The 20,065-nt window shown below is 66.8% G+C and carries 28 protein-coding genes; 26 read left to right on the forward strand and 2 right to left on the reverse strand.

Annotated features, from left to right (window positions below; genetic code table 11):
* From rpsS to guaA, 24 genes are all read left to right on the forward strand, one after another.
* Positions 1 to 279 (forward strand): 30S ribosomal protein S19, encoded by a 279-nt coding sequence (gene rpsS, locus VPH46_RS11480; RefSeq protein ID WP_125961409.1) that lies wholly within the window; start codon positions 1 to 3, stop codon positions 277 to 279.
* Positions 279 to 656, forward strand: a complete 378-nt coding sequence (gene rplV / locus VPH46_RS11485) for a 50S ribosomal protein L22 (RefSeq protein ID WP_125961408.1) — start codon at positions 279 to 281, stop codon at positions 654 to 656. The genes rpsS and rplV overlap by 1 nt, the downstream gene beginning before the upstream one ends.
* Positions 656 to 1,363, forward strand: a complete 708-nt coding sequence (gene rpsC, locus VPH46_RS11490) for a 30S ribosomal protein S3 (RefSeq protein WP_125961407.1) — start codon at positions 656 to 658, stop codon at positions 1,361 to 1,363. The genes rplV and rpsC overlap by 1 nt, the downstream gene beginning before the upstream one ends.
* Before the next feature lie 11 nt (positions 1,364 to 1,374).
* Complete coding sequence (gene rplP / locus VPH46_RS11495) at positions 1,375 to 1,806, forward strand: 50S ribosomal protein L16 (RefSeq protein WP_125961406.1); 432 nt, start codon at positions 1,375 to 1,377, stop codon at positions 1,804 to 1,806.
* Positions 1,807 to 1,808: 2 nt separating this feature from the next.
* Positions 1,809 to 2,012, forward strand: coding sequence for a 50S ribosomal protein L29 (gene rpmC, locus VPH46_RS11500; protein WP_125961405.1), 204 nt, complete (start codon positions 1,809 to 1,811; stop codon positions 2,010 to 2,012).
* 12 nt (positions 2,013 to 2,024) lie between these two features.
* A complete protein-coding gene (rpsQ, locus tag VPH46_RS11505) occupies positions 2,025 to 2,297 on the forward strand; it encodes a 30S ribosomal protein S17 (RefSeq protein ID WP_125961404.1) in 273 nt (90 codons plus the stop codon).
* 173 nt (positions 2,298 to 2,470) lie between these two features.
* Positions 2,471 to 2,839 (forward strand): 50S ribosomal protein L14, encoded by a 369-nt coding sequence (gene rplN, locus VPH46_RS11510; RefSeq protein WP_125961403.1) that lies wholly within the window; start codon positions 2,471 to 2,473, stop codon positions 2,837 to 2,839.
* Positions 2,839 to 3,153: a 50S ribosomal protein L24 gene (gene rplX / locus VPH46_RS11515; protein WP_125961402.1), complete on the forward strand. Its 315-nt coding sequence runs from the start codon at positions 2,839 to 2,841 to the stop codon at positions 3,151 to 3,153. The genes rplN and rplX overlap by 1 nt, the downstream gene beginning before the upstream one ends.
* Entirely contained in the window at positions 3,146 to 3,730 is a 585-nt protein-coding gene (gene rplE, locus VPH46_RS11520; protein WP_125961401.1) for a 50S ribosomal protein L5, read from the forward strand. Before rplX ends, rplE begins: the two co-directional genes overlap by 8 nt.
* A gap of 95 nt (positions 3,731 to 3,825) precedes the next feature.
* A complete protein-coding gene (rpsN, locus tag VPH46_RS11525) occupies positions 3,826 to 4,131 on the forward strand; it encodes a 30S ribosomal protein S14 (RefSeq protein ID WP_125961400.1) in 306 nt (101 codons plus the stop codon).
* A gap of 11 nt (positions 4,132 to 4,142) precedes the next feature.
* Positions 4,143 to 4,538, forward strand: coding sequence for a 30S ribosomal protein S8 (gene rpsH / locus VPH46_RS11530; RefSeq protein ID WP_125961399.1), 396 nt, complete (start codon positions 4,143 to 4,145; stop codon positions 4,536 to 4,538).
* Complete coding sequence (gene rplF, locus VPH46_RS11535) at positions 4,538 to 5,071, forward strand: 50S ribosomal protein L6 (RefSeq protein WP_125961398.1); 534 nt, start codon at positions 4,538 to 4,540, stop codon at positions 5,069 to 5,071. The genes rpsH and rplF overlap by 1 nt, the downstream gene beginning before the upstream one ends.
* Positions 5,071 to 5,430, forward strand: a complete 360-nt coding sequence (gene rplR, locus VPH46_RS11540; RefSeq protein WP_125961397.1) for a 50S ribosomal protein L18 — start codon at positions 5,071 to 5,073, stop codon at positions 5,428 to 5,430. The genes rplF and rplR overlap by 1 nt, the downstream gene beginning before the upstream one ends.
* 1 nt (position 5,431) lies before the next feature.
* The gene (rpsE, locus tag VPH46_RS11545; RefSeq protein ID WP_125961396.1) at positions 5,432 to 6,133 is read left to right on the forward strand and encodes a 30S ribosomal protein S5; all 702 of its coding nucleotides are present in this window, start codon (positions 5,432 to 5,434) and stop codon (positions 6,131 to 6,133) included.
* 4 nt (positions 6,134 to 6,137) lie between these two features.
* On the forward strand, positions 6,138 to 6,314 hold the full coding sequence (gene rpmD / locus VPH46_RS11550; protein ID WP_125961395.1) for a 50S ribosomal protein L30: 177 nt from the start codon (positions 6,138 to 6,140) through the stop codon (positions 6,312 to 6,314).
* Positions 6,315 to 6,411: 97 nt separating this feature from the next.
* Positions 6,412 to 6,939 carry a 50S ribosomal protein L15 gene (rplO, locus tag VPH46_RS11555; RefSeq protein ID WP_132883265.1) on the forward strand — a complete coding sequence of 176 codons (528 nt, stop codon included), beginning with the start codon at positions 6,412 to 6,414 and terminating at the stop codon, positions 6,937 to 6,939.
* Positions 6,940 to 7,147: 208 nt separating this feature from the next.
* Positions 7,148 to 8,515: a preprotein translocase subunit SecY gene (secY, locus tag VPH46_RS11560; protein ID WP_125961393.1), complete on the forward strand. Its 1,368-nt coding sequence runs from the start codon at positions 7,148 to 7,150 to the stop codon at positions 8,513 to 8,515.
* Positions 8,516 to 8,538: 23 nt separating this feature from the next.
* Complete coding sequence (locus tag VPH46_RS11565) at positions 8,539 to 9,186, forward strand: adenylate kinase (RefSeq protein ID WP_125961392.1); 648 nt, start codon at positions 8,539 to 8,541, stop codon at positions 9,184 to 9,186.
* A 367-nt stretch (positions 9,187 to 9,553) separates the two neighbouring features.
* Positions 9,554 to 9,922 carry a 30S ribosomal protein S13 gene (gene rpsM / locus VPH46_RS11570; protein WP_125961391.1) on the forward strand — a complete coding sequence of 123 codons (369 nt, stop codon included), beginning with the start codon at positions 9,554 to 9,556 and terminating at the stop codon, positions 9,920 to 9,922.
* Positions 9,923 to 10,008: 86 nt separating this feature from the next.
* Entirely contained in the window at positions 10,009 to 10,398 is a 390-nt protein-coding gene (gene rpsK, locus VPH46_RS11575; RefSeq protein ID WP_129342170.1) for a 30S ribosomal protein S11, read from the forward strand.
* Positions 10,399 to 10,496: 98 nt separating this feature from the next.
* Complete coding sequence (locus tag VPH46_RS11580) at positions 10,497 to 11,561, forward strand: DNA-directed RNA polymerase subunit alpha (protein WP_125961389.1); 1,065 nt, start codon at positions 10,497 to 10,499, stop codon at positions 11,559 to 11,561.
* Positions 11,562 to 11,776: 215 nt separating this feature from the next.
* A complete protein-coding gene (gene rplQ / locus VPH46_RS11585; protein ID WP_416611358.1) occupies positions 11,777 to 12,199 on the forward strand; it encodes a 50S ribosomal protein L17 in 423 nt (140 codons plus the stop codon).
* Between the two features lie 231 nt (positions 12,200 to 12,430).
* Positions 12,431 to 14,488: a prolyl oligopeptidase family serine peptidase gene (locus VPH46_RS11590; protein ID WP_416611360.1), complete on the forward strand. Its 2,058-nt coding sequence runs from the start codon at positions 12,431 to 12,433 to the stop codon at positions 14,486 to 14,488.
* A gap of 189 nt (positions 14,489 to 14,677) precedes the next feature.
* On the forward strand, positions 14,678 to 16,237 hold the full coding sequence (gene guaA / locus VPH46_RS11595; protein ID WP_125961387.1) for a glutamine-hydrolyzing GMP synthase: 1,560 nt from the start codon (positions 14,678 to 14,680) through the stop codon (positions 16,235 to 16,237).
* 78 nt (positions 16,238 to 16,315) lie between these two features.
* On the opposite strand, the gene VPH46_RS11600 is transcribed toward guaA, so the two are convergent.
* Positions 16,316 to 17,674 carry a PQQ-dependent sugar dehydrogenase gene (locus VPH46_RS11600; protein WP_416611362.1) on the reverse strand — a complete coding sequence of 453 codons (1,359 nt, stop codon included), beginning with the start codon at positions 17,672 to 17,674 and terminating at the stop codon, positions 16,316 to 16,318.
* Positions 17,674 to 18,123 carry a DUF2231 domain-containing protein gene (locus VPH46_RS11605; protein ID WP_416611364.1) on the reverse strand — a complete coding sequence of 150 codons (450 nt, stop codon included), beginning with the start codon at positions 18,121 to 18,123 and terminating at the stop codon, positions 17,674 to 17,676. The genes VPH46_RS11600 and VPH46_RS11605 overlap by 1 nt, the downstream gene beginning before the upstream one ends.
* 169 nt (positions 18,124 to 18,292) lie before the next feature.
* Here VPH46_RS11605 and VPH46_RS11610 point away from each other — a divergent pair, with 169 nt between their 5' ends.
* Both VPH46_RS11610 and VPH46_RS11615 read left to right on the forward strand, forming a co-directional pair.
* A complete protein-coding gene (locus VPH46_RS11610; RefSeq protein ID WP_416611366.1) occupies positions 18,293 to 18,589 on the forward strand; it encodes a hypothetical protein in 297 nt (98 codons plus the stop codon).
* 117 nt (positions 18,590 to 18,706) lie between these two features.
* Complete coding sequence (locus VPH46_RS11615; protein WP_416611368.1) at positions 18,707 to 20,029, forward strand: erythromycin esterase family protein; 1,323 nt, start codon at positions 18,707 to 18,709, stop codon at positions 20,027 to 20,029.
* Positions 20,030 to 20,065: the final 36 nt, after the last annotated feature.

Consider the following 20,065-nt stretch of genomic DNA (forward strand, 5'->3'; position numbering starts at 1 on the left):
ATGGCTCGTTCTGTTTGGAAGGGCCCGTTCGTCGAACTGAGCCTGCTGAAGAAGGCGGAGGCCGCTCAGGAAGCCGGTACGCGCGCTGGTCCGATCAAGACCTGGTCGCGTCGTTCGACGATCCTGCCGCAGTTCGTCGGCCTGACGTTCAACGTGTACAACGGTCGCAAGTTCGTGCCGGTGTCGGTCAACGAAGAGATGGTGGGCATGAAGCTCGGCGAGTTCGCTCCCACCCGCTTCTTCCCCGGCCACGCCGCCGACAAGAAGGGTAAGCGCTGATGAGCAAGCAGGCAGCCCCTCGCCGCGTGGGCGAGAAGGAAGCACTGGCAGTCGCCACGCAGGTGCGTGGCTCGGCCCAGAAGCTGAACCTCGTCGCCGGCCTCATCCGCAACCGCTCTGCCGGTGAAGCGATGAACATCCTCGCCTTCTCGAAGAAGGCGATGGCCGTGGACGTCCGCAAGTGCCTCGCTTCGGCGATCGCCAACGCGGAGAACAACCACAACCTCGACGTCGACGCTCTCGTCGTGAAGGAGGCTTCGGTCGGCAAGTCGATCACCATGAAGCGGTTTGCTACCCGCGGCCGTGGTAAGTCGACCCGCATCCTGAAGCCGTTCAGCCGCGTGCGCATCGTCGTTGCCGAGGTGGAGGAAGCGTAATGGGTCAGAAGTCGAACCCCATCGGTCTGCGCCTGCAGATCAACCGCACCTGGGACAGCCGCTGGTTCGCGGAAGGCCATGACTATGGCCGTCTGCTGCTGGAGGATCTCAAGATCCGCAAGTACATCACCGAGACGCTGCCGCAGGCCGCGATCTCGAAGGTGGTGATCGAGCGCCCGGCCAAGCTGTGCCGCGTGTCGATCTATGCGGCCCGTCCGGGCGTGATCATCGGCAAGAAGGGCGCCGACATCGAGAAGCTTCGCAAGAAGCTCGCCGCGATGACCTCGTCCGACGTGTCGCTGAACATCGTCGAGATCCGCAAGCCCGAGATCGACTCCAAGCTGGTGGCACAGGGTGTCGCGGACCAGCTCGAGCGTCGCATCGCCTTCCGTCGCGCCATGAAGCGCGCGGTGCAGTCGGCGCTTCGTCTGGGCGCCGAGGGCATCCGGATCACCTGCGCCGGCCGTCTCGGCGGCGCGGAGATCGCACGCACCGAATGGTACCGTGAGGGTCGCGTTCCGCTGCACACGCTGCGCGCGAACGTCGACTATGCCGAAGCGACTGCGCACACCGCCTATGGCGTGTGCGGCGTGAAGGTGTGGATCTTCAAGGGTGAGATCCTCGGCCACGACCCGATGGCGCAGGACCGGCTGATGCTGGAGGCTCAGACCTCCGGCGTGCGTCCGGCCCGAGATGACCGCCGCTAAGGACTAGGAAAATGCTGCAACCAAAGCGCACCAAGTTCCGCAAGGCCTTCAAGGGCCGCATCCATGGCGACGCCAAGGGTGGCACCGCGCTCAACTTCGGCTCCTACGGGCTGAAGGCGATGGAGCCGGAGCGGATCACCGCACGCCAGATCGAGGCGGCTCGCCGCGCGATCACGCGCCACATCAAGCGCCAGGGCCGTCTCTGGATCCGCGTGTTCCCGGACGTTCCGGTTTCGTCGAAGCCTGCCGAAGTCCGCATGGGCTCGGGTAAGGGTTCGCCGGAGTTCTGGGTCGCCCGCGTCAAGCCGGGCCGGATCCTGTTCGAGCTGGACGGCGTGCCCGGCCCGCTCGCGGCTGAGGCATTCGAGCGTGCAGCGATGAAGCTGCCGATCGCGGTCAAGGTCGTTGCCCGTCTGGGCGACACCTCGCACCTGGAGGGTTGAAAATGACCAAGGCAACCGATCTGCGCGCCAAGAGCGACGATCAGCTGACCGAGGAGCTGGGCAACCTGAAGCGTGAGGCGTTCAACCTCCGCTTCCAGGCTGCGACCAGCCAGATGGAAAAGCCGAGCCGCGTCAAGGAAGTCCGTCGCGACATCGCACGGATCAAGACGCTGCAGAGCGAGCGCACGCGCTCGCAGGCCAAGTAAGGGACGACTGACATGCCGAAGCGCGTGCTGACCGGGACGGTCGTCTCGGACAAGACCGACAAGACGGTGGTGGTGAAGGTGGAGCGCAAGGTGAAGCACGCGCTCTACGGCAAGATCATCCGCCGTTCGAAGAAGTACCATGCCCATGACGAGGGCAACGAGTACCGCGAGGGCGAGACCGTGCGCATCGAAGAGACCGCGCCGATCTCCAAGCTCAAGACCTGGAAGGTCGTGGACCGCGTGAACACCCACGCGACCCCGGCCCAGGTGGCGGCGGAGGCCTAAGGGCCTCCACCTCCGGCCTTTCGGGGCCGGAAACGGGAATTGGGGCAGGGGCTTGCGTTCCTCCCCAGGGACGGCTAGTTGGCCGCTCCCCCTGGCGCGGTTGCCCGCGCCGGGGGTTCGTTTTTGAAGGCGGGCGCCGGTCGGAATCGGGCCCATAGAGAAGGAAGCGCATCATGATTCAGATGCAGTCCAATCTCGACGTCGCAGACAACAGCGGCGCGAAGCGGGTGCAGTGCATCAAAGTGCTGGGCGGCTCCAAGCGCCGCACGGCAGGTGTGGGCGACGTCATCGTCGTCTCCATCAAGGAGGCCGCACCCCGCGGCCGCGTGAAGAAGGGTGACGTGCACCGCGCCGTCATCGTTCGGACCGCCAAGGACATCCGTCGCACCGACGGTTCGGTGATCCGTTTCGACGGCAACGCCGCGGTGCTGGTCAACAAGAACGAGGAGCCGATCGGCACCCGTATCTTTGGCCCGGTGGTTCGCGAGCTGCGTTCGCGCGGCTTCATGAAGATCATCTCGCTCGCGCCGGAGGTGCTGTAATGGCTGCCGCCAAGATCAAGAAGGGTGACCAGGTCATCGTCCTGTCCGGCAAGGACAAGGGCAAGACCGGCGAAGTCGTCCGTTCGATGCCGAAGGACGGCAAGGTCGTGGTGTCGGGCGTGAACATCGCCGTGCGCCACCGCAAGCCGACCCAGGTCAACCCGCAGGGTGGCCTCGAGCGTTCGGAAGCGCCGCTCCACATCTCGAAGGTCGCGCACGTCGTTGACGGCAAGCCGACTCGCGTCCGCTTCGAAGAGCGTGACGGCAAGAAGGTCCGCGTGGCCGTGAAGACGGGGGATGTCATCAATGGCTGACAAGTACACGCCGCGGATGAAGTCGATCTACGACGACCGCATCGTCAAGGCGATGACGGAGAAGTTCGGCTACAAGAACGCGCTCGAAGTGCCCCGGATCGAAAAGATCGTGCTCAACATGGGCGTGGGCGAGGCGACGCAGGACAAGAAGAAGGTCGAGCAGGCGGCTTCCGAAATGGAGCTGATCGCCGGCCAGAAGCCTGTCGTCACCAAGGCGAAGAAGTCGATCGCGCAGTTCAAGCTGCGTGAAGGCATGGCGATCGGCTGCAAGGTCACGCTGCGCCGGGAGCGGATGTACGAGTTCCTCGACCGCTTCATCACGATCGCGCTTCCCCGCGTCCGCGACTTTCGCGGCCTGAACCCGAAGTCCTTCGACGGTCGCGGCAACTATGCCTGCGGCATCAAGGAGCAGATCGTGTTCCCGGAAATCAGCTATGACCGCGTCGACAAGGTGCGCGGCATGGACGTGATCGTCACCACCACCGCCAAGACCGACGACGAAGCTCGTGAGCTTCTGCGTCTGTTCGGCTTCCCGTTCCCGCAGGCGCAGGACGGCGAGCAGCAGAAGGCGGCCTAACCCATTGATGGCACCGCCCCGGCCATCGGTCGGGGCGGTGCCGCAACAAGGGCTTCGGCGCGTTGCCGGGGCCAGACTAGGAAGAGCTTAAGTCCATGGCGAAACTGAGTTCGATCAACAAGAACGAGCGTCGCAAGCAGCTGGTGAAGAAGTACGCCGGCAAGTATGCGAAGCTGAAGGCGCAGGCAGCGGACACCTCGCTGGACGAGACCGAGCGCCTGATCGCGCGCCTGAAGATGGCCGAGATCCCGCGCAACGGCAATCCGACCCGGATTCGCAACCGCTGCGAGGTCACTGGCCGCCCGCGCGCCTATTACCGCAAGTTCCGCCTCGCCCGCGTGATGCTTCGTGATCTTGCCAACCGCGGCATGATCCCCGGCGTCGTCAAGTCGAGCTGGTAAGGACCGTACCGATGGCATTGACCGATCCCCTGGGTGATATGCTCACCCGCATCCGCAACGGCCAGCGCGCGCGCAAGGACTCCGTCCTGTCGCCGGCGTCCAAGCTGCGGACCCGCGTCCTCGACGTGCTTCAGCGCGAGGGCTATATCCGTGGCTACAGCGAAGAGCAGATGGGCCCCGCGGCCGGCGTCCGCATCGAGCTGAAGTATTTCGAGGGCCAGCCGGCGATCAAGCACGTCGCGCGCGTCTCGAAGCCCGGTCGTCGCGTCTACTCGGGCAGCCAGGAGCTGCCGCGCGTTCGCAACGGCCTCGGCATCACGATCGTCTCGACGCCGCGTGGCGTTCTCTCCGACGCCGAAGCGCGCGAGCAGAACGTCGGTGGCGAAGTGCTGGCGGAGGTGTTCTAATGAGCCGCATCGGCAAGAAGGCAGTCCCGGTTCCGGCCGGCGTCACTGCCAACATCGCCGGCCGTGAGCTGAGCGTGAAGGGTCCCAAGGGCACCCTCTCCATGCCGCTCGCGGACGACATCGCCTACGAAGTCACCGACGGTGGCATTTCGGTCCAGCCGGCGAACGACACCAAGCGCGCCCGTGCCTTCTGGGGCATGCAGCGTACCCTGGTGCAGAACCTGGTGACCGGCGTGACCGAGGGCTTCTCCAAGAAGCTGCTCATCACCGGCGTCGGCTATCGTGCAGCAGCGCAGGGCAAGGTGCTCAAGCTGCAGCTCGGCTATTCGCACGACGTGAACTTCGACATCCCCGAGGGGATCGAGGTGAAGACCCCGGACCAGACCACGGTCGAAATCTCGGGCATCGACAAGCAGAAGGTCGGCCAGGTCGCCGCTGAGATCCGCCGCTGGCGTAAGCCGGAGCCCTATAAGGGCAAGGGCATCAAGTACGACGGCGAGTTCATCTTCCGCAAGGAAGGGAAGAAGAAGTGATGTCTACCAAGGGTATGTCGCTGTTCGAGAAGCGCCGCCGCCGCAACCGTACCGCGCTTCGTGCGCGCTCGGGTGGTCGTCCGCGCCTGTCGATCCACCGTTCGGGCAAGCACATCTATGCCCAGGTCATCGACGACGCCGAGGGCCGGACGGTCGCTTCGGCTTCGACGCTGGAAAAGGACGTGCGTGGCCAGAGCGGCGCGAACGTCGATGCCGCCAAGGCGGTGGGCCAGCGCGTCGCGGAGGCCGCAAAGGCTGCCGGCGTGACGCAGGTGGTGTTCGATCGTGGTGGGTTCCTCTTCCACGGACGCGTCAAGGCGCTGGCGGAAGCCGCGCGCGAGAGCGGATTGGAGTTCTAAGATGGCCGACGAGAACAACCAGGCCGAAGCCCCCGTCGAGACGACGGGCGCAGAGGCAGGCGCGCCCCAGGGCCGTGGTCCGCGTGGCGGCCGTGGTCGTGGCGGTGAGCGTGGTCGTGGCGGCCGGGACGGCAACCGCGGGCGTCGCGACGATCGTCGCAACGAGGATGGTGGCGAGGAGCTGATCGAAAAGCTCGTCCACATCAACCGCGTTTCGAAGACCGTGAAGGGCGGTAAGCGCTTCGGCTTCGCAGCCCTCGTCGTCGTTGGCGACGGCAAGGGCCGCGTCGGCTTCGGTCATGGCAAGGCACGCGAAGTGCCGGAAGCCATCTCCAAGGCGACCGCTTCGGCGAAGAAGGCGATGGTCCGCGTTCCGCTCAAGGACGGTCGCACGCTCCACCACGACGGCAACGGCCACTTCGGTGCCGGTCGCGTGACGGTGCGTTCGGCGCCTGCCGGTACCGGCATCATCGCGGGTGGCCCGATGCGCGCCATCTTCGAGAGCCTGGGCGTGGCCGACGTCGTGACCAAGTCGGTCGGCACGTCGAACCCGTACAACATGATCCGTGCGACCTTCGAGGCGCTGAACGAGCAGACTTCGCCGAAGTCGGTCGCACAGCGTCGTGGCAAGAAGATCGCCGACCTGCTGGGTCGCGGCGGATCGCAGGCTGCCGAGGCGGAAGCCGCGGCGGTGGTGGAGTAATCCCATGGCTACCGTGAAGATCACGCAGACCGGTTCGCCGATCCGGCGCACCAAGGACCAGCGCGCGACGCTCGTCGGCCTGGGCCTCAACAAGATGCACAAGACGGTCGAGCTGACCGACACCCCCGAGGTGCGCGGCATGATCCGCAAGGTGCAGCACATGGTGTCGGTCGAAGGCTGAAGCCTTCACCTTCACCGGTGACAAATAAGGGGAAGGGGGCTATGCGGCCCCCTTCCTCATTTCATCAGCGCGTAAAAAGCGAAAGCGAGTGCAACTCATGAAGCTCAACGAACTCACCGACAACCAGGGCGCCCGTCACCGCAAGATGCGCGTCGGCCGCGGCATCGGTTCCGGCAAGGGCAAGACCGCAGGCCGTGGTCAGAAGGGCCAGAAGAGCCGCGAAGGCGTCTCGATCAAGGGCTTCGAGGGCGGTCAGATGCCGCTCCACATGCGTCTGCCGAAGCGCGGCTTCAACAACATCTTCGCGAAGGATTATGCTGAGGTGAACCTCGGCGCGATCCAGAAGCTGGTGGACGCCGGCACGCTGACCGCGACCGACATCGACCACGCAGCGCTCAAGGCCGTTGGCCTGGCCCGCGGTGGCAAGGACGGCGTGCGTCTGCTCGGCAAGGGCGAGCTGACCGCCAAGCTGACCTTCACCGTCGCCGGCGTGTCGGCTTCGGCCCGCGAGGCAGTCGAAAAGGCTGGCGGTACCGTCAACGTGATCGAGGTCGTCCCGGCTGCCGAGAAGGCAAAGGCCAAGAAGGGCCAAACCCTGGCCGCCAAGAAGGCCGCGCGCGCCTGATCGGCGCCGCCTGAACGTCGTTCGCGTCGGGCCCGTCCGCTTCCGCTCTGCTTCCGGCTTCGGCCGAGCAGGCAGGGGTGGGCGGGCCCGCTCGTTTGAAAGGGCCGCCGGCGTTTCGCCGCGGACCCGTTAGACATCCCGGCCTTTAGCCCTATATGGGCGCCGGGGGTGGGGCATCAGCGCCCGCCAGCATCATCGGGACACATTCATGGCAGCGGCATCCGACGGCCTTGCAACCAACCTGAACCTGGCCAAGTTCGGCCAGGCGACCGAGCTCAAGAAGCGCCTGTGGTTCACGCTTGGCGCGCTGATCGTCTTCCGCATGCTGAGCTACGTGCCGCTGCCGGGGATCGATCCGACCCAGCTCGGCCTGCTCGCCAACCAGACGCAGGGCGGCGTGCTCGACTTCTTCAACACCTTCTCGGGCGGCGCGCTGACGCGCATGTCGGTCGTGGCGCTGGGCGTCATGCCGTACATCACCGCCTCGATCGTCGTGCAGCTCGCCAGCTCGCTGTCGCCGCAGCTCGCCGCGATCAAGAAGGAAGGCGAGTCGGGCCGCAAGAAGCTCAACCAGTACACCCGCTACGGCACGGTCGCGCTGACCGCCGTCCAGGGTTATTTCATCGCCGTCGGGCTTGAGGCGTTCGGCGCCCAGGCGGGCGCACAGGCGGTGATCGAGCCGGGCATGACGTTCCGCATCGCGGCGGTCATCTCGCTGATCGGCGGTACCATGTTCCTGATGTGGCTGGGTGAGCAGATCACCAGCCGCGGCATCGGCAACGGCATCTCGCTCATTATCATGGCGGGCATCGTCGCCCATCTGCCGACCACGCTGGTCCAGCTGTTCGAGGGCAGCCGCTCGGGCACGCTCGATCCGCTCAAGCTCGTCGGCATCACCGTCGCCGTGATCGGCCTCGTCCTGTTCATCTGCTTCATGGAGCGTGCCCAGCGCCGCATCCTGATCCAGTATCCCAAGCGCCAGACGGCGCGCGGGGTACAGGCGGACCGCAGCCATCTGCCGCTCAAGATCAACACCGCGGGCGTCATCCCGCCGATCTTCGCCTCGTCGCTGCTGCTGATGCCCGTGACGATCACCCAGTTCGCCGGCCAGGCGGCAGAGGGTCAGAGCTGGTGGGGTGACTTCGTCATCAGCCTCAACCAGTATCTGCAGCACGGCAGCCCCGTGTACATGCTGCTCTATGGCGCCGGCATCGTCTTCTTCTCGTTCTTCTACACCGCCGTGGTGTTCAATCCGGAAGAGACCGCCGACAACCTCAAGCGCTACGGCGGCTTCATCCCCGGCATCCGTCCGGGCAAGAACACCGAGGCCTATTTCGATTACGTGCTGACCCGCATCACCGTGATCGGTGCGGCCTATCTGGTCATCCTCTGCCTGCTGCCGGAGTATCTGGTCTCGGCGCTCGCTATTCCCTTCTATCTTGGTGGGACTAGCCTTCTGATCGTCGTCAACGTAACCATGGATACGGTGACGCAGATCCAGTCGCACCTGCTGGCGCACCAGTATGGGGACCTGATCAAGAAGGCCAAGCTCAAGGGCGGCCGCGCGCGTCGCTGATCGATCGAAGAGGGGAAGACACCGTGGACATCATCCTGCTCGGACCGCCGGGCGCCGGCAAGGGTACGCAGGCGAGCCGTCTGGAGCATGATCGCGGGATGGTGCAGCTGTCCACCGGCGACATGCTGCGCGCGGCGGTGAAGGCAGGCTCGCCCGTGGGGCTCAAGGCGAAGGCGGTGATGGAGGCGGGCGAGCTCGTCTCCGACGCGATCGTCTCGGCGCTGATCGGCGAGCGCCTCGACCAGCTCGAGGAAGGGCAGGGCGCGATCTTCGACGGCTATCCGCGCACCGCGGCCCAGGCCGACGCGCTCGACCTGCTGCTCGAGCATCGCGGCCGTCGCCTCGCCTATGTCATCGAGCTGGTGGTGGACGAGGATGCGCTGGTCGAGCGCATCGTCGGCCGCTTCACCTGCGCCGTCTGCGGCACGGGCTATCACGACAAGTTCAAGCTGCCCAAGGTCGAGGCGACCTGCGACGCCTGCGGCTCGATCGAGTTCAAGCGCCGTCCCGACGACAACGAAGAGACGGTGCGCACCCGCATGGCCGAGTATCGCGCGAAGACCGCGCCGATCCTGCCCGGCTACGAAGAGCGCGGCCTCGTCGAGCGAGTCGACGGCATGGCCGACATGGACACGGTCGCCACGCAGATCGCGGACATCCTCAACCGCTGAGGGGTGCGGGGGCTTCGGTCCCCGCCTCCCTGTACCCCGGCGAAGGCCGGGGCCCAGCTACGATACGGGCGCGACTCTCGCCGGGGCCTCTCCAACCAGGCCCTGGCCGCCCCCGGATACCGGCGAACTCCCGGCTCCGGGGCCTGTCGCACCCTCCGCCGCAACCACCCGCACGCTCCATCGCAAATTTGGTTCCGCCGGGCGGTTGACAGCTTCCCCGCCTGGGCTTACCTGCGCTTTACCCCGACACACCGGTCCCGGCGGCGCGCACGCGTGTCCGCCGCAATCGTGCGTTTCGGGTCAACGCTACGAGATGGGGCGCGCGTATAGCCATGCGGTGCCTCGTGGAGCTGGGAGAATAAAGTTCATGGCACGTATCGCGGGTGTTAACATCCCGACCAACAAGCGCGTCATCATTGCGCTGCAGTACATCCACGGCATTGGTCCTGCGAAGGCCAAGCAGATCACCGACGCGCTGGGCATCGCTGCCGAGCGTCGCGTGCAGGACCTGAGCGATCAGGAAGTGCTGCAGATCCGCGAGACGATCGACGCCAGCCACACCGTCGAGGGTGACCTCCGTCGCGAAACCGCGATGAACATCAAGCGCCTGATGGACCTGGCCTGCTACCGCGGCCTGCGTCATCGCAAGGGCCTGCCGGTCCGTGGCCAGCGCACGCACACCAATGCGCGCACCCGCAAGGGCAAGGCCAAGCCGATCGCGGGCAAGAAGAAGTAAGCGCACCCCGCTTGCTTCTCCGCAGGCCGGTGAGAGGCTGAACGCCTCCCGGCCTTCGTCACACGATATCAGGTCAGGATTACCCCATGGCACAGGCACCGCAGCGCCTTCGTCGGCGCGAACGCAAGAACATCACCGCAGGCGTCGCGCACGTGAACGCCAGCTTCAACAACACCATGATCACCATCACCGACGCGCAGGGCAACGCGATCAGCTGGTCTTCGGCCGGCATGATGGGCTTCAAGGGTTCGCGTAAGTCGACCCCGTACGCCGCTCAGGTCGCAGCCGAAGACGCAGGCCGCAAGGCTGCCGACCACGGCGTGCGCACCCTGGAAGTCGAAGTGAAAGGCCCGGGTTCGGGCCGCGAGTCGGCGCTGCGCGCGCTGCAGGCCGTTGGCTTCCAGATCACGTCGATCCGCGACGTGACCTCGATCCCGCACAACGGCGTGCGCCCCTCCAAGCGCCGCCGCGTTTGATCGATCCCGTCCGGCCGTCGCGACCCTTGTTGGCTGCGCGGCCGGATCGTCATTCGGCGCGGGCAGCCCCCGCCTGCGCCCACAACTAGGGGAAGCCCGTGTCTGTCAACGCTAAGAACTGGCAGGAACTCAAGAAGCCCGGCGGCCTCGAGAAGAAGTCCGGTGGCGATTCCAAGCGCAAGGCGACGTTCGTTGCCGAGCCGCTGGAGCGTGGCTTCGGCCTGACGCTCGGCAACTCGCTGCGCCGGGTGCTGCTGTCGTCGCTGCAGGGCGCCGCGGTCACCTCCATCAAGATCGAGAACGTGCTGCACGAATTCTCGAGCCTGGCGGGCGTGCGTGAGGACGTGACCGACATCGTCCTCAACGTGAAGCAGATCGCGCTCAAGATGCAGGGCGAGGGCGCCAAGCGCCTCCAGCTGTCCATGACCGGCCCGGCCGAAGTCAAGGCTGGCGACATCGCCGTCTCGGGCGACATCGAGGTGATGAACCCCGAGCTCGTGATCTGCCACCTCGACGAGGGCGCGACGCTCAACATGGAACTGACCGCCGAGAGCGGGAAGGGCTATGTGCCGGCAGCGAGCAACCGTCCGGCCGACGCGCCGATCGGCCTCATCCCGGTCGATGCGCTGTTCTCGCCGGTACGCCAGGTGTCGTACAAGGTCGAGAACACCCGCGTGGGTCAGGAGCTCGACTATGACAAGCTGACGCTGACCGTCGAGACCGACGGCACGGTGACCCCGGAGGACGCGATCGCCTATGCGGGCCGCATCCTTCAGGACCAGCTGGCGCTGTTCGTGCACTTCGACGATTCGTCCGTCACCCGTCAGGCGCCGACCGGCGCTGCGGCTCCGGCGCAGGTCGCCGAGTCGGCGGGCGACACCGCGCAGATCAACCGCTTCCTCCTCAAGAAGGTGGACGAGCTGGAACTGTCGGTGCGTTCGGCGAACTGCCTGAAGAACGACAACATCATCTACATCGGCGATCTGGTTCAGAAGACCGAGGCAGAGATGCTGCGCACCCCGAACTTCGGCCGCAAGTCGCTCAACGAGATCAAGGAAGTGCTCTCGTCGATGGGCCTGCGCCTCGGCATGGAAATCCCGGGCTGGCCGCCCGAGAACATCGAGGAAATGGCCAAGAAGCTCGAGCAGGAGATCATGGGGTAAGGCGCACCGGATCAGCATGGCTGATCCGGAAGACGCCGAACCCCGGCCGGCGGGCCGGTGCAAACCGGCCCGTTCGACGTCGCGGCTTCGCCGCGACGGGCTCCAGGTTCAAAGATGCCGGCACAGCTGGCATGACGGTATTGTTGGGTGGCTCACCGTCCCACCTGGTCTGGGGTTTCCGTGACACGGCCCCTTAACGAACGAAGGAAATACTCATGCGTCATCGCGTTGGCGGTCGTAAGCTGCAGCGTACCTCGGCCCATCGTCTGGCCCTGTTCCGCAACATGTCGGCCGCGCTGATCAAGCACGAGCAGATCACCACCACCGTCGCCAAGGCGAAGGAACTGCGTCCCTACGTCGAGAAGCTGGTGACGCTGGCGAAGAAGGGTGGCCTGTCCAACCGTCGTCTGGCCCACGCCCGTCTCCTCGACGATGCGCAGCTGGTGAAGCTGTTCGACGTGCTGGCGACCCGCTATGCCGACCGCAACGGCGGCTACACCCGCATCATCAAGGCCGGCATCCGCGCGTCGGACGCCTCGCCGATGGCGATCATCGAGTTCGTCGACCGCGACGTCTCGGCCAAGGGCCAGGACTCCGGTCCGGTCCTGACGGACGAGGACTTCGACGAAGCGGCATAAGCTGCGACGTCGCCTCCGCTTCTAAGCGGTTGCAAACAAAGAAGGGCCGGGCCAGTTTGGCGCCGGCCCTTTCTTTTTTTCCCCGGAGAGCACCTGGTGTCACGACGCGTCTGCGCGACTGCAATGACTTTGGTTTCGCTGGCGCTTGCCGGCTGCGGCAAGTCCGATCCGGGCTTTCGCGCCGGCATGCCCGGCCTTTCGCAGTCGCCGTCCCATAAAGCCGAGGTAACGATGTCCTATCCCGAAACGCGCCGGGTCGATCAGGTCGACAAGCTCTTCGGCGAGAAGGTCGAAGATCCCTATCGCTGGCTCGAAAACGACGTCCGCACCGATCCGGAGGTCGCGGCCTGGGTCGCGGCGCAGAACCGCGTGACCGACGCCTATCTGGCGACGCTGCCCGGCCGCTCCATCTTCAAGGAGCGGCTGCGCACGCTGATCGACTATGAGCGCTTTGGGCTGCCGACCAAGAAGGGCGGTCGCTATTTCTACACGCGCAACAGCGGCGTGCAGAACCAGTCGGTCCTCTATGTCCGCGACACGCTCGACGGCCCGGGCCGCGTGCTGATCGACCCCAATGGCTGGGCGGCGGACGGCGCCACCGCGCTGTCCGAATGGGTGCCGTCGGAGAACGGCCGTCTGATCGCCTATGGCATCCAGGACGGCGGCACCGACTGGCGCACGCTCAAGGTGCTCGACGTCGCCACCGGCAAGCCGCTCGAGGACGAGGTGAAATGGGCGAAGTTCACTGCCGTCGCCTGGGCGCACAATGGCTCCGGCTTCTTCTACTCGCGCTTCCCGGAACCGGAGCAGGGCGCCGCGTTCCAGGCGCTGAACCTCAACCACGCGCTCTATTTCCACAAGATCGGCACGCCGCAGTCGGCCGACATCAAGGTCTATTCGACCCCGGACAAGCCCAAGCAGAGCCACGTCGGCCAGGTCACCGATGACGGCAAGTGGCTGGTGATCACCACGTCGGAGGGCACCGACAACCGCTACGAGATCACGCTCGTTGACCTGACGGACGCCCGCATGCGGCCGCGCACGCTGGTGCGCGGGCTGGAGAACAGCTGGGATCTGGCGGGCAACATCGGCAGCACCTTCTACTTCGTGACCGACAAGGACGCCTCGCGCGGCCGCATCGTCGCGATCGACGCCGCCGCATCGACCGATCGCCTGCGCGAGATCGTGCCGCAGGACGAGGCGACGCTGCAGGGTGCGAAGATCACCGGCGGCAAGCTGATGGCGAGCTACCTGGTGGACGCGAAGACCGAGGTGCGCCGCTATACGCTCAACGGCGCGCGCGATGGCGCGGTGCCGCTGCCGGGCATCGGCACGGCCAGCGGCTTCGGCGGCGACCAGGACGATCCCGAGACCTTCTTCGCCTTCACCAGCTTCGCCACGCCCACGACGATCTACCGCTACGACGTCCGCACGGGTCAGGCGACGCCGTGGCAGACGCCCAAGGTTGCGTTCAACCCTGCCGACTATGACGTCGCCCAGCGCTTCTACGGCTCCAAAGACGGCACCCGCGTGCCGATGTTCCTGGTCCGCAAGAAGGGGACGACCGGCCCCGCGCCGACGCTCCTCTATGGCTATGGCGGGTTCAACTCGTCGGTGCTGCCCGCCTTCTCCTCCAATCGCCTGGCGTGGCTGGAGCAGGGCGGGGTGCTCGCGGTCGCCAACATCCGCGGCGGCGGCGAGTACGGCAAGGCGTGGCACGACGGTGGCCGTCTCGCCAACAAGCAGAACGTCTTCGACGACTTCATCGCCGCGGCCGAGGACCTGATCGCACAGGGCGACACCACCAAGCAGCAGCTGGTGATCCAGGGCGGCTCCAACGGCGGCCTGCTGGTGGGTGCGGTCGTCAACCAGCGCCCGGACCTGTTCGCCGCAGCACTTCCGGCCGTGGGCGTCATGGACATGCTGCGCTTCGATCGCTTCACCGCCGGCCGCTACTGGGTCGACGACTACGGCAATCCGGCGGAGGAAGCGGACTTCAAGGCCCTGCGCGCCTATTCGCCGTACCACAACATCCGCAAGGGCAAGGACTATCCCGCGATCCTCGCCACCACCGCGGACACCGACGACCGCGTCGTGCCGGGCCATACGTTCAAGTACGTCGCGGCGCTTCAGGCGGCCAAGATCGGCGACAAGCCGCACCTCGTCCGCATCGAGACGCGCGCCGGCCACGGCTCGGGCAAGCCGACCGACAAGGTGATCGAGGAATATGCCGACCTCTGGGCGTTCGCGGCCCGCTGGACCGGCATGGAGGTCAAGCCGGTCGAGTAACCTTTTCATTTGTTTCGAGCAGCCGTCGAGCTTGTCGAGACGGCGTGTCGAGAAACCGGCCGCGGTTCTCTCGACACGGGCTCTCGACAAGCTCGATCCCTGCTCAAGACGAACGGAAGGCGGGATGCGGAGCAGGGCCCTCGCCAAAGGGGCTGGCAGCGCGCACAAGCTCTGCTATCGCGCGGGCCCATGAGCGTTCATCCCACAGACTCCATCCTGATCGTCGACTTCGGCAGCCAGGTCACGCAGCTGATTGCCCGCCGCGTCCGCGAGGCCGGCGTCTACAGCGAGATCGCGCCCTTCCAGTCGGCCGCCGAAGCGTTCGAGCGGATGCGCCCGCGCGGCGTGATCCTGTCGGGCGGCCCGGCCTCGGTGCCGGAGGAGGGGAGCCCGCGCGCACCCCAGGCGATCTTCGATTCGGGCGTGCCGGTGCTCGGCATCTGCTACGGCCAGCAGGTCATGACCCAGCAGCTCGGCGGCACCGTCGAGAAGGGCATGAGCGGCGAGTTCGGCGAAGCCTATATCGGCGTCGAGGACCGCTGCGGCCTGTTCGACGCGCTCTGGGATGAGGGCGATCGCCACCAGGTGTGGATGAGCCATGGCGACAAGGTGACGGCGCTCGCCCCCGGCTTCCGCGTGGTCGCGACCAGCCCCGGCGCGCCCTTCGCGGTGATCGCCGACGACACGCGCCGCTACTACGGCACCCAGTTTCACCCGGAAGTCGTCCACACGCCCGACGGCGGCCGCCTGATCGGCAACTTCGCGCGCCACGTCTGCGGCCTCACCGGCGACTGGACGATGGCCGAGTTCCGCGAGGCCAAGATCGCCGACATCCGTGCTCAGGTCGGCCAGGGCCGCGTGATCTGCGGCCTGTCGGGCGGCGTCGACTCGGCGGTGGCCGCGGTCCTGATCCACGAGGCGATCGGCGAGCAGCTCACCTGCGTCTTCGTCGACCACGGCCTCATGCGCACCGGCGAGGCCGAGCAGGTCGTCTCGCTGTTCCGCAACCACTACAACATCCCGCTCGTGCACGTGAACGCGGAGCCGCTGTTCATGAACGGTCTCGCCGGCGTCACCGACCCGGAGGCCAAGCGCAAGTTCATCGGCAAGACCTTCATTGACGTGTTCGAGGACGAGGCGAAGAAGATCGGCGGCGCCGAGTTCCTGGCCCAGGGCACGCTCTATCCGGACGTGATCGAGAGCGTCAGCTTCACCGGCGGCCCGTCGGTGACGATCAAGAGCCACCACAATGTCGGCGGGCTCCCTGAGCGCATGAACATGAAGCTCGTCGAACCCTTGCGCGAGCTGTTCAAGGACGAGGTCCGCGAGCTCGGCCGCGAGCTGGGCCTGCCCGATGCGTTCGTCGGCCGCCATCCGTTCCCGGGGCCCGGCCTTGCGATCCGCATCCCGGGCGAGGTCACCAAGGAGCGGTGCGACATCCTGCGCAAGGCCGACGCCATCTACCTCGAGGAGATCCGCAACGCCGGCCTCTACGACGCGATCTGGCAGGCGTTCGCAGTGCTGCTGCCGGTCCGCTCGGTCGGCGTGATGGGCGACGGCCGCACCTATGATTCGGTGCTCGCGCTTCGTGCCGTCACCTCGACCGATGGCATGACCGCCCAGGCGTTCCAGTTCCCCGGCGACTTCCTGCCGCGCGTGGCGACCCGCATCGTCAACGAGGTGAAGGGCATCAACCGCGTCACCTACGACTATACGAGCAAGCCGCCCGGCACGATCGAGTGGGAATGATCCCCGGCTCGCGCTAAGCGGCCAGCATCCGTCCGGCGCACTCCACCCGAGTACGCCGGACGTTGCGTTTGGGGGAAGTTACGTCGCGCTGCGGCCGCCGGAGCCGGCAGCGGGAGCCCCGCCGGCATGACTGATCCGCCACACCGTGTTGCCGACGTCGTCCGCCACCAGCAGCGCGCCGGTGCGATCGACCGCCACGCCCACCGGCCGGCCGCGTGCCTTGCCGTCCTTCAGAAAGCCGGTGACGAAATCCTGCGGCATGCCGGTCGGCCGGCCGCCCTGGAAGCGGATGAACGCCACCTTGTAGCCGTGCGGATCGCTGCGGTTCCAGCTGCCGTGCTCGCCGACAAAGGCGCCGCCCCGATAGGCCGCAGGAAAGCTCGCGCCCGTGTAGAAGGCGAGGCCGAGCGGCGCGACATGCGATCCCAGCGAATAATCCGGGGAGATCGCCTTCGCGACCAACTCCGGCCGCTGCGGCCGCACCCGCGGATCCACATGCTGCCCGTAGTAGCTGTATGGCCAGCCATAAAAGCCGCCCGGCTGCACCGACGTCATATAGTCGGGCACCAGGTCCGGGCCCAGCTCGTCACGCTCGTTGATGACGGCCCACAGCGTGTTCGATCCGGGATAGAAGGTCAGCCCGTTGGGATTGCGCAGCCCGCTCGCATACACCTTCAGCAGGCCCGTCGCGGGATCGACCTCCAGGATCGCCGCCCGATCGCGCTCGGCCTCTTCGCCGCGCTCCATGGCATTGCTGTTCGATCCGATGCCCACGTACAGCCGGGTTCCGTCCGGGCTCGCCGTCAGGCTCTTGGTCCAATGGTGGTTGATCGGCCCTGCCGGCAGGTCGGCCACCTTCACGCCGGGCGCGGTGATCCGCGTCTGCCCGGGCACGAACGGATAGCGCACGATTGCGTCGGTGTTCGCGACATACAGGTCGCTTCCGATCACCGCCACGCCGAAGGGCGCGTTCAGCTTGTCCACCAGCACCGATCGCCCATCCGGCCGGCCGTCGCCATTGGCGTCGCGCACCAGGGTGATGCGGTTGCTCTGCGGCGGGGCCTCGCCGCTCTTCGCCTGGCCATGCGCCATCGACATGATCCAGTCACGGATGGGGTCCTTCGGCCGCTGGACCGGCTCGCCGCCTTCCTTCTTCGATTCCACGATCAGCACGTCGCCGTTCGGCAGCGCCAGCACGTTGCGCGGGTTGGCGAGCCCGGTCGCGATCGCCTCGATGCGGAACCCGGCCGGCACGGTCGGGGTCTCGCCCGCCTTCCAGCCCACGACCTTGTAGACGCCCACGTCGGAGATCAGCGCCTCCTTCGGCTCGGGCAGGAGAGGGTTCGGCCCATATTGTGCGTTGGGGTCGATCTTCTGGCCGCCCCCGCAGCCGGCAAGGGCGGAAACGGCGAGCAGGGCTGCAAGGCTGCGCTTCATCACAGGTCTCCCGCCACGCGGTGATTGGCGGACTGCCAGAACCATCCGGCCAGCAGCGCGAGCACGACGGCCAGGATCGACAGCATCAGTCCGGTCGGCACCACCGCCGTCCACCCGTCGCGCGTGTGGACGAAGGAGTTGAACACCTCCACCACCCAGGCCGCCACGAACAGCAGCGCATGCGCCGCCCACGCGCCCGTGCGCCGCGCGCGCCTGCGCACCGTTTCCACGATCAGCACCACCCCGGCGACCCCGCCCGCGACCAGTCCCGCCAGCAGCAGCCAGCTGGAGAAGTTGAGCCACATCATGTCGGGTGCGCGGGAATAGGCGATGTCGGTGATCAGCGCGCCGATGAAGCAGGTGATCGAAGCCGGGAGCAGCGCGGAATAGATCCGGTGGCCAAGGACGCCGGGTGGCCGTCGATCGGCGTGCGCGATGCTCTCGGCCATAGGCATGTCCTTCCCTGTGTCTGGGGGGACTACGACCGGAGGGGAAGGGAGTTCCCATTGAGGGCTCTACCCCCGGAGGAACGCTGTCGGATCGATGAATAGCTCGGACGGGCTTCGTTCAGGCCGGCGCGCTTAGCTTCTCCCCATCGAGATCGTGAAGGAGAGAACCATGCGTACGCTGATCATCCTGGCTACTGTGGCCGCTGCGGCTTTCACTCCGGCCGCCGCATCCGCCCAGCGCTACGGCTACAACCACGAAGTCCGGCGCGAGGTGCAGGAATGCCGCCGCGAGCTGCGCCGTGCCGACAGCCGCCGCGAGTATTACCGCGAACGGCGCGAGTGCCGCCGCGAGATCGCAGACGCGCGCCGTGACGGCCGCCGCGACTGGCGCCACGATCGCCGCGACTGGCGGGACGATCGCGGCCACTATGGCTGGCGCGACCGTCAGTACGGCAGCCGCTGGTAAGCGCCGGGCGCCGGGCAGGGTATCGCACCTTGCCCGGCGCTGACGTTCCCGCCGAGCCTACACGCCGAACCAAGCCGCCGTCCCGGCGTTGGTCTCCCGCAACGGAGAGGCAGGCGGATGGTGGCAGAAGACGACACGCGCCGGGCGGCGCAGCTGGTGGCAGGCGCTGCCGAACCGCTGCCCGATTTCGACGATCCGGCATTCGGAGTGCTGTTCGATCGCTTCGCCGACGCCCGCGTGGTGTGCCTGGGCGAGGCGAGCCACGGCACCTCCGAATTCTACCGCGCCCGCGCCGCCATCACCCGCCACCTGATCGAGCGGCACGGCTTCACCATGGTCGCGGTCGAGGCGGACTGGCCCGATGCGGCGGTCATCGACCGCACCGTGCGCGCAAAGCCTGCGCCGGCCGAAGCGCCGACCCCCTTCACCCGCTTCCCCGCCTGGATGTGGCGCAATGCCGAGTTCGACGGCTTCGTGGACTGGCTCACCGCCCACAATGCCGATCGGGACGCGTCCGCCCGCGTCAGCTTCCACGGGCTGGACCTCTACAACATGGCGGCCTCGGTCGCCGCCGTGATCGGCTATCTGGAGCGGGTCGATCCGGCGGCGGCCGCCGAGGCCCGCCGCCTCTACGGCTGCCTGAAGCCGTGGAAGGAGCAGCCCGAACGCTATGGCCGCATGGCGCTGAGGGAAGGGCATGGCCGATGCGAATCGGCGGTGGTGCAGCTGCTGCGCGACCTGTTCGCCAACGAAGCCGCCTATGCGCCCGGCGATCCGGACTCGTTCCTCGATGCGGCGCAGAACGCCAGGCTCGTCGCAAATGCAGAGGCCTATTATCGCGCCATGTACTATGGCTCGGCTGCCAGCTGGAACCTGCGCGACGAGCATATGGCCGACACGCTGGAACTGCTGCTGCAGCGCAAGGGGCCGGATGCCAAGGCAGTGGTCTGGGCGCACAACAGCCATGTCGGTGACGCCCGCCGGACCGACATGGGCCAGAGCCGCGGCGAGCTGAACCTCGGCCAGCTGGTGCGGGAGCGCTACGACGGCGCCGCCTGCCTGATCGGCTTCGGAACCCACACCGGCACCGTCGCCGCCGCCGATGATTGGGACGAGCCGATGCAGATCATGACGGTCAACCCGTCCCGCCCCGACAGCTTCGAGCGTATCCTCCACGACAGCGGCGCCCCGCGCTTCCTGCTCGATCTGCGCGAGGGGGCGGCAAGCCCCGAACTGCGCGAGGCGCTCACGGCCGAGCGGCTCGAGCGCTACATCGGCGTCATCTATCGCCCCGACACAGAACGCTGGAGCCACTATTCCGAGGCATCGCTGGCGCAGGAATATGATGCCTTCCTGTGGTTCGACACCACGACGGCCGTGCAGGCTTCGGCGGCAAGCGGCGAGCCGGGGCAGGACGAGACCTGGCCAACGGGATTGTAGAGGACGACCGCAGGCAGCCGGAACCGCGCCGCCAGA

Origin of the sequence: Sphingomonas sp. MJ1 (PH-R8), from assembly GCF_048058635.1 — a bacterium.
Classification (GTDB): domain Bacteria; phylum Pseudomonadota; class Alphaproteobacteria; order Sphingomonadales; family Sphingomonadaceae; genus Sphingomonas.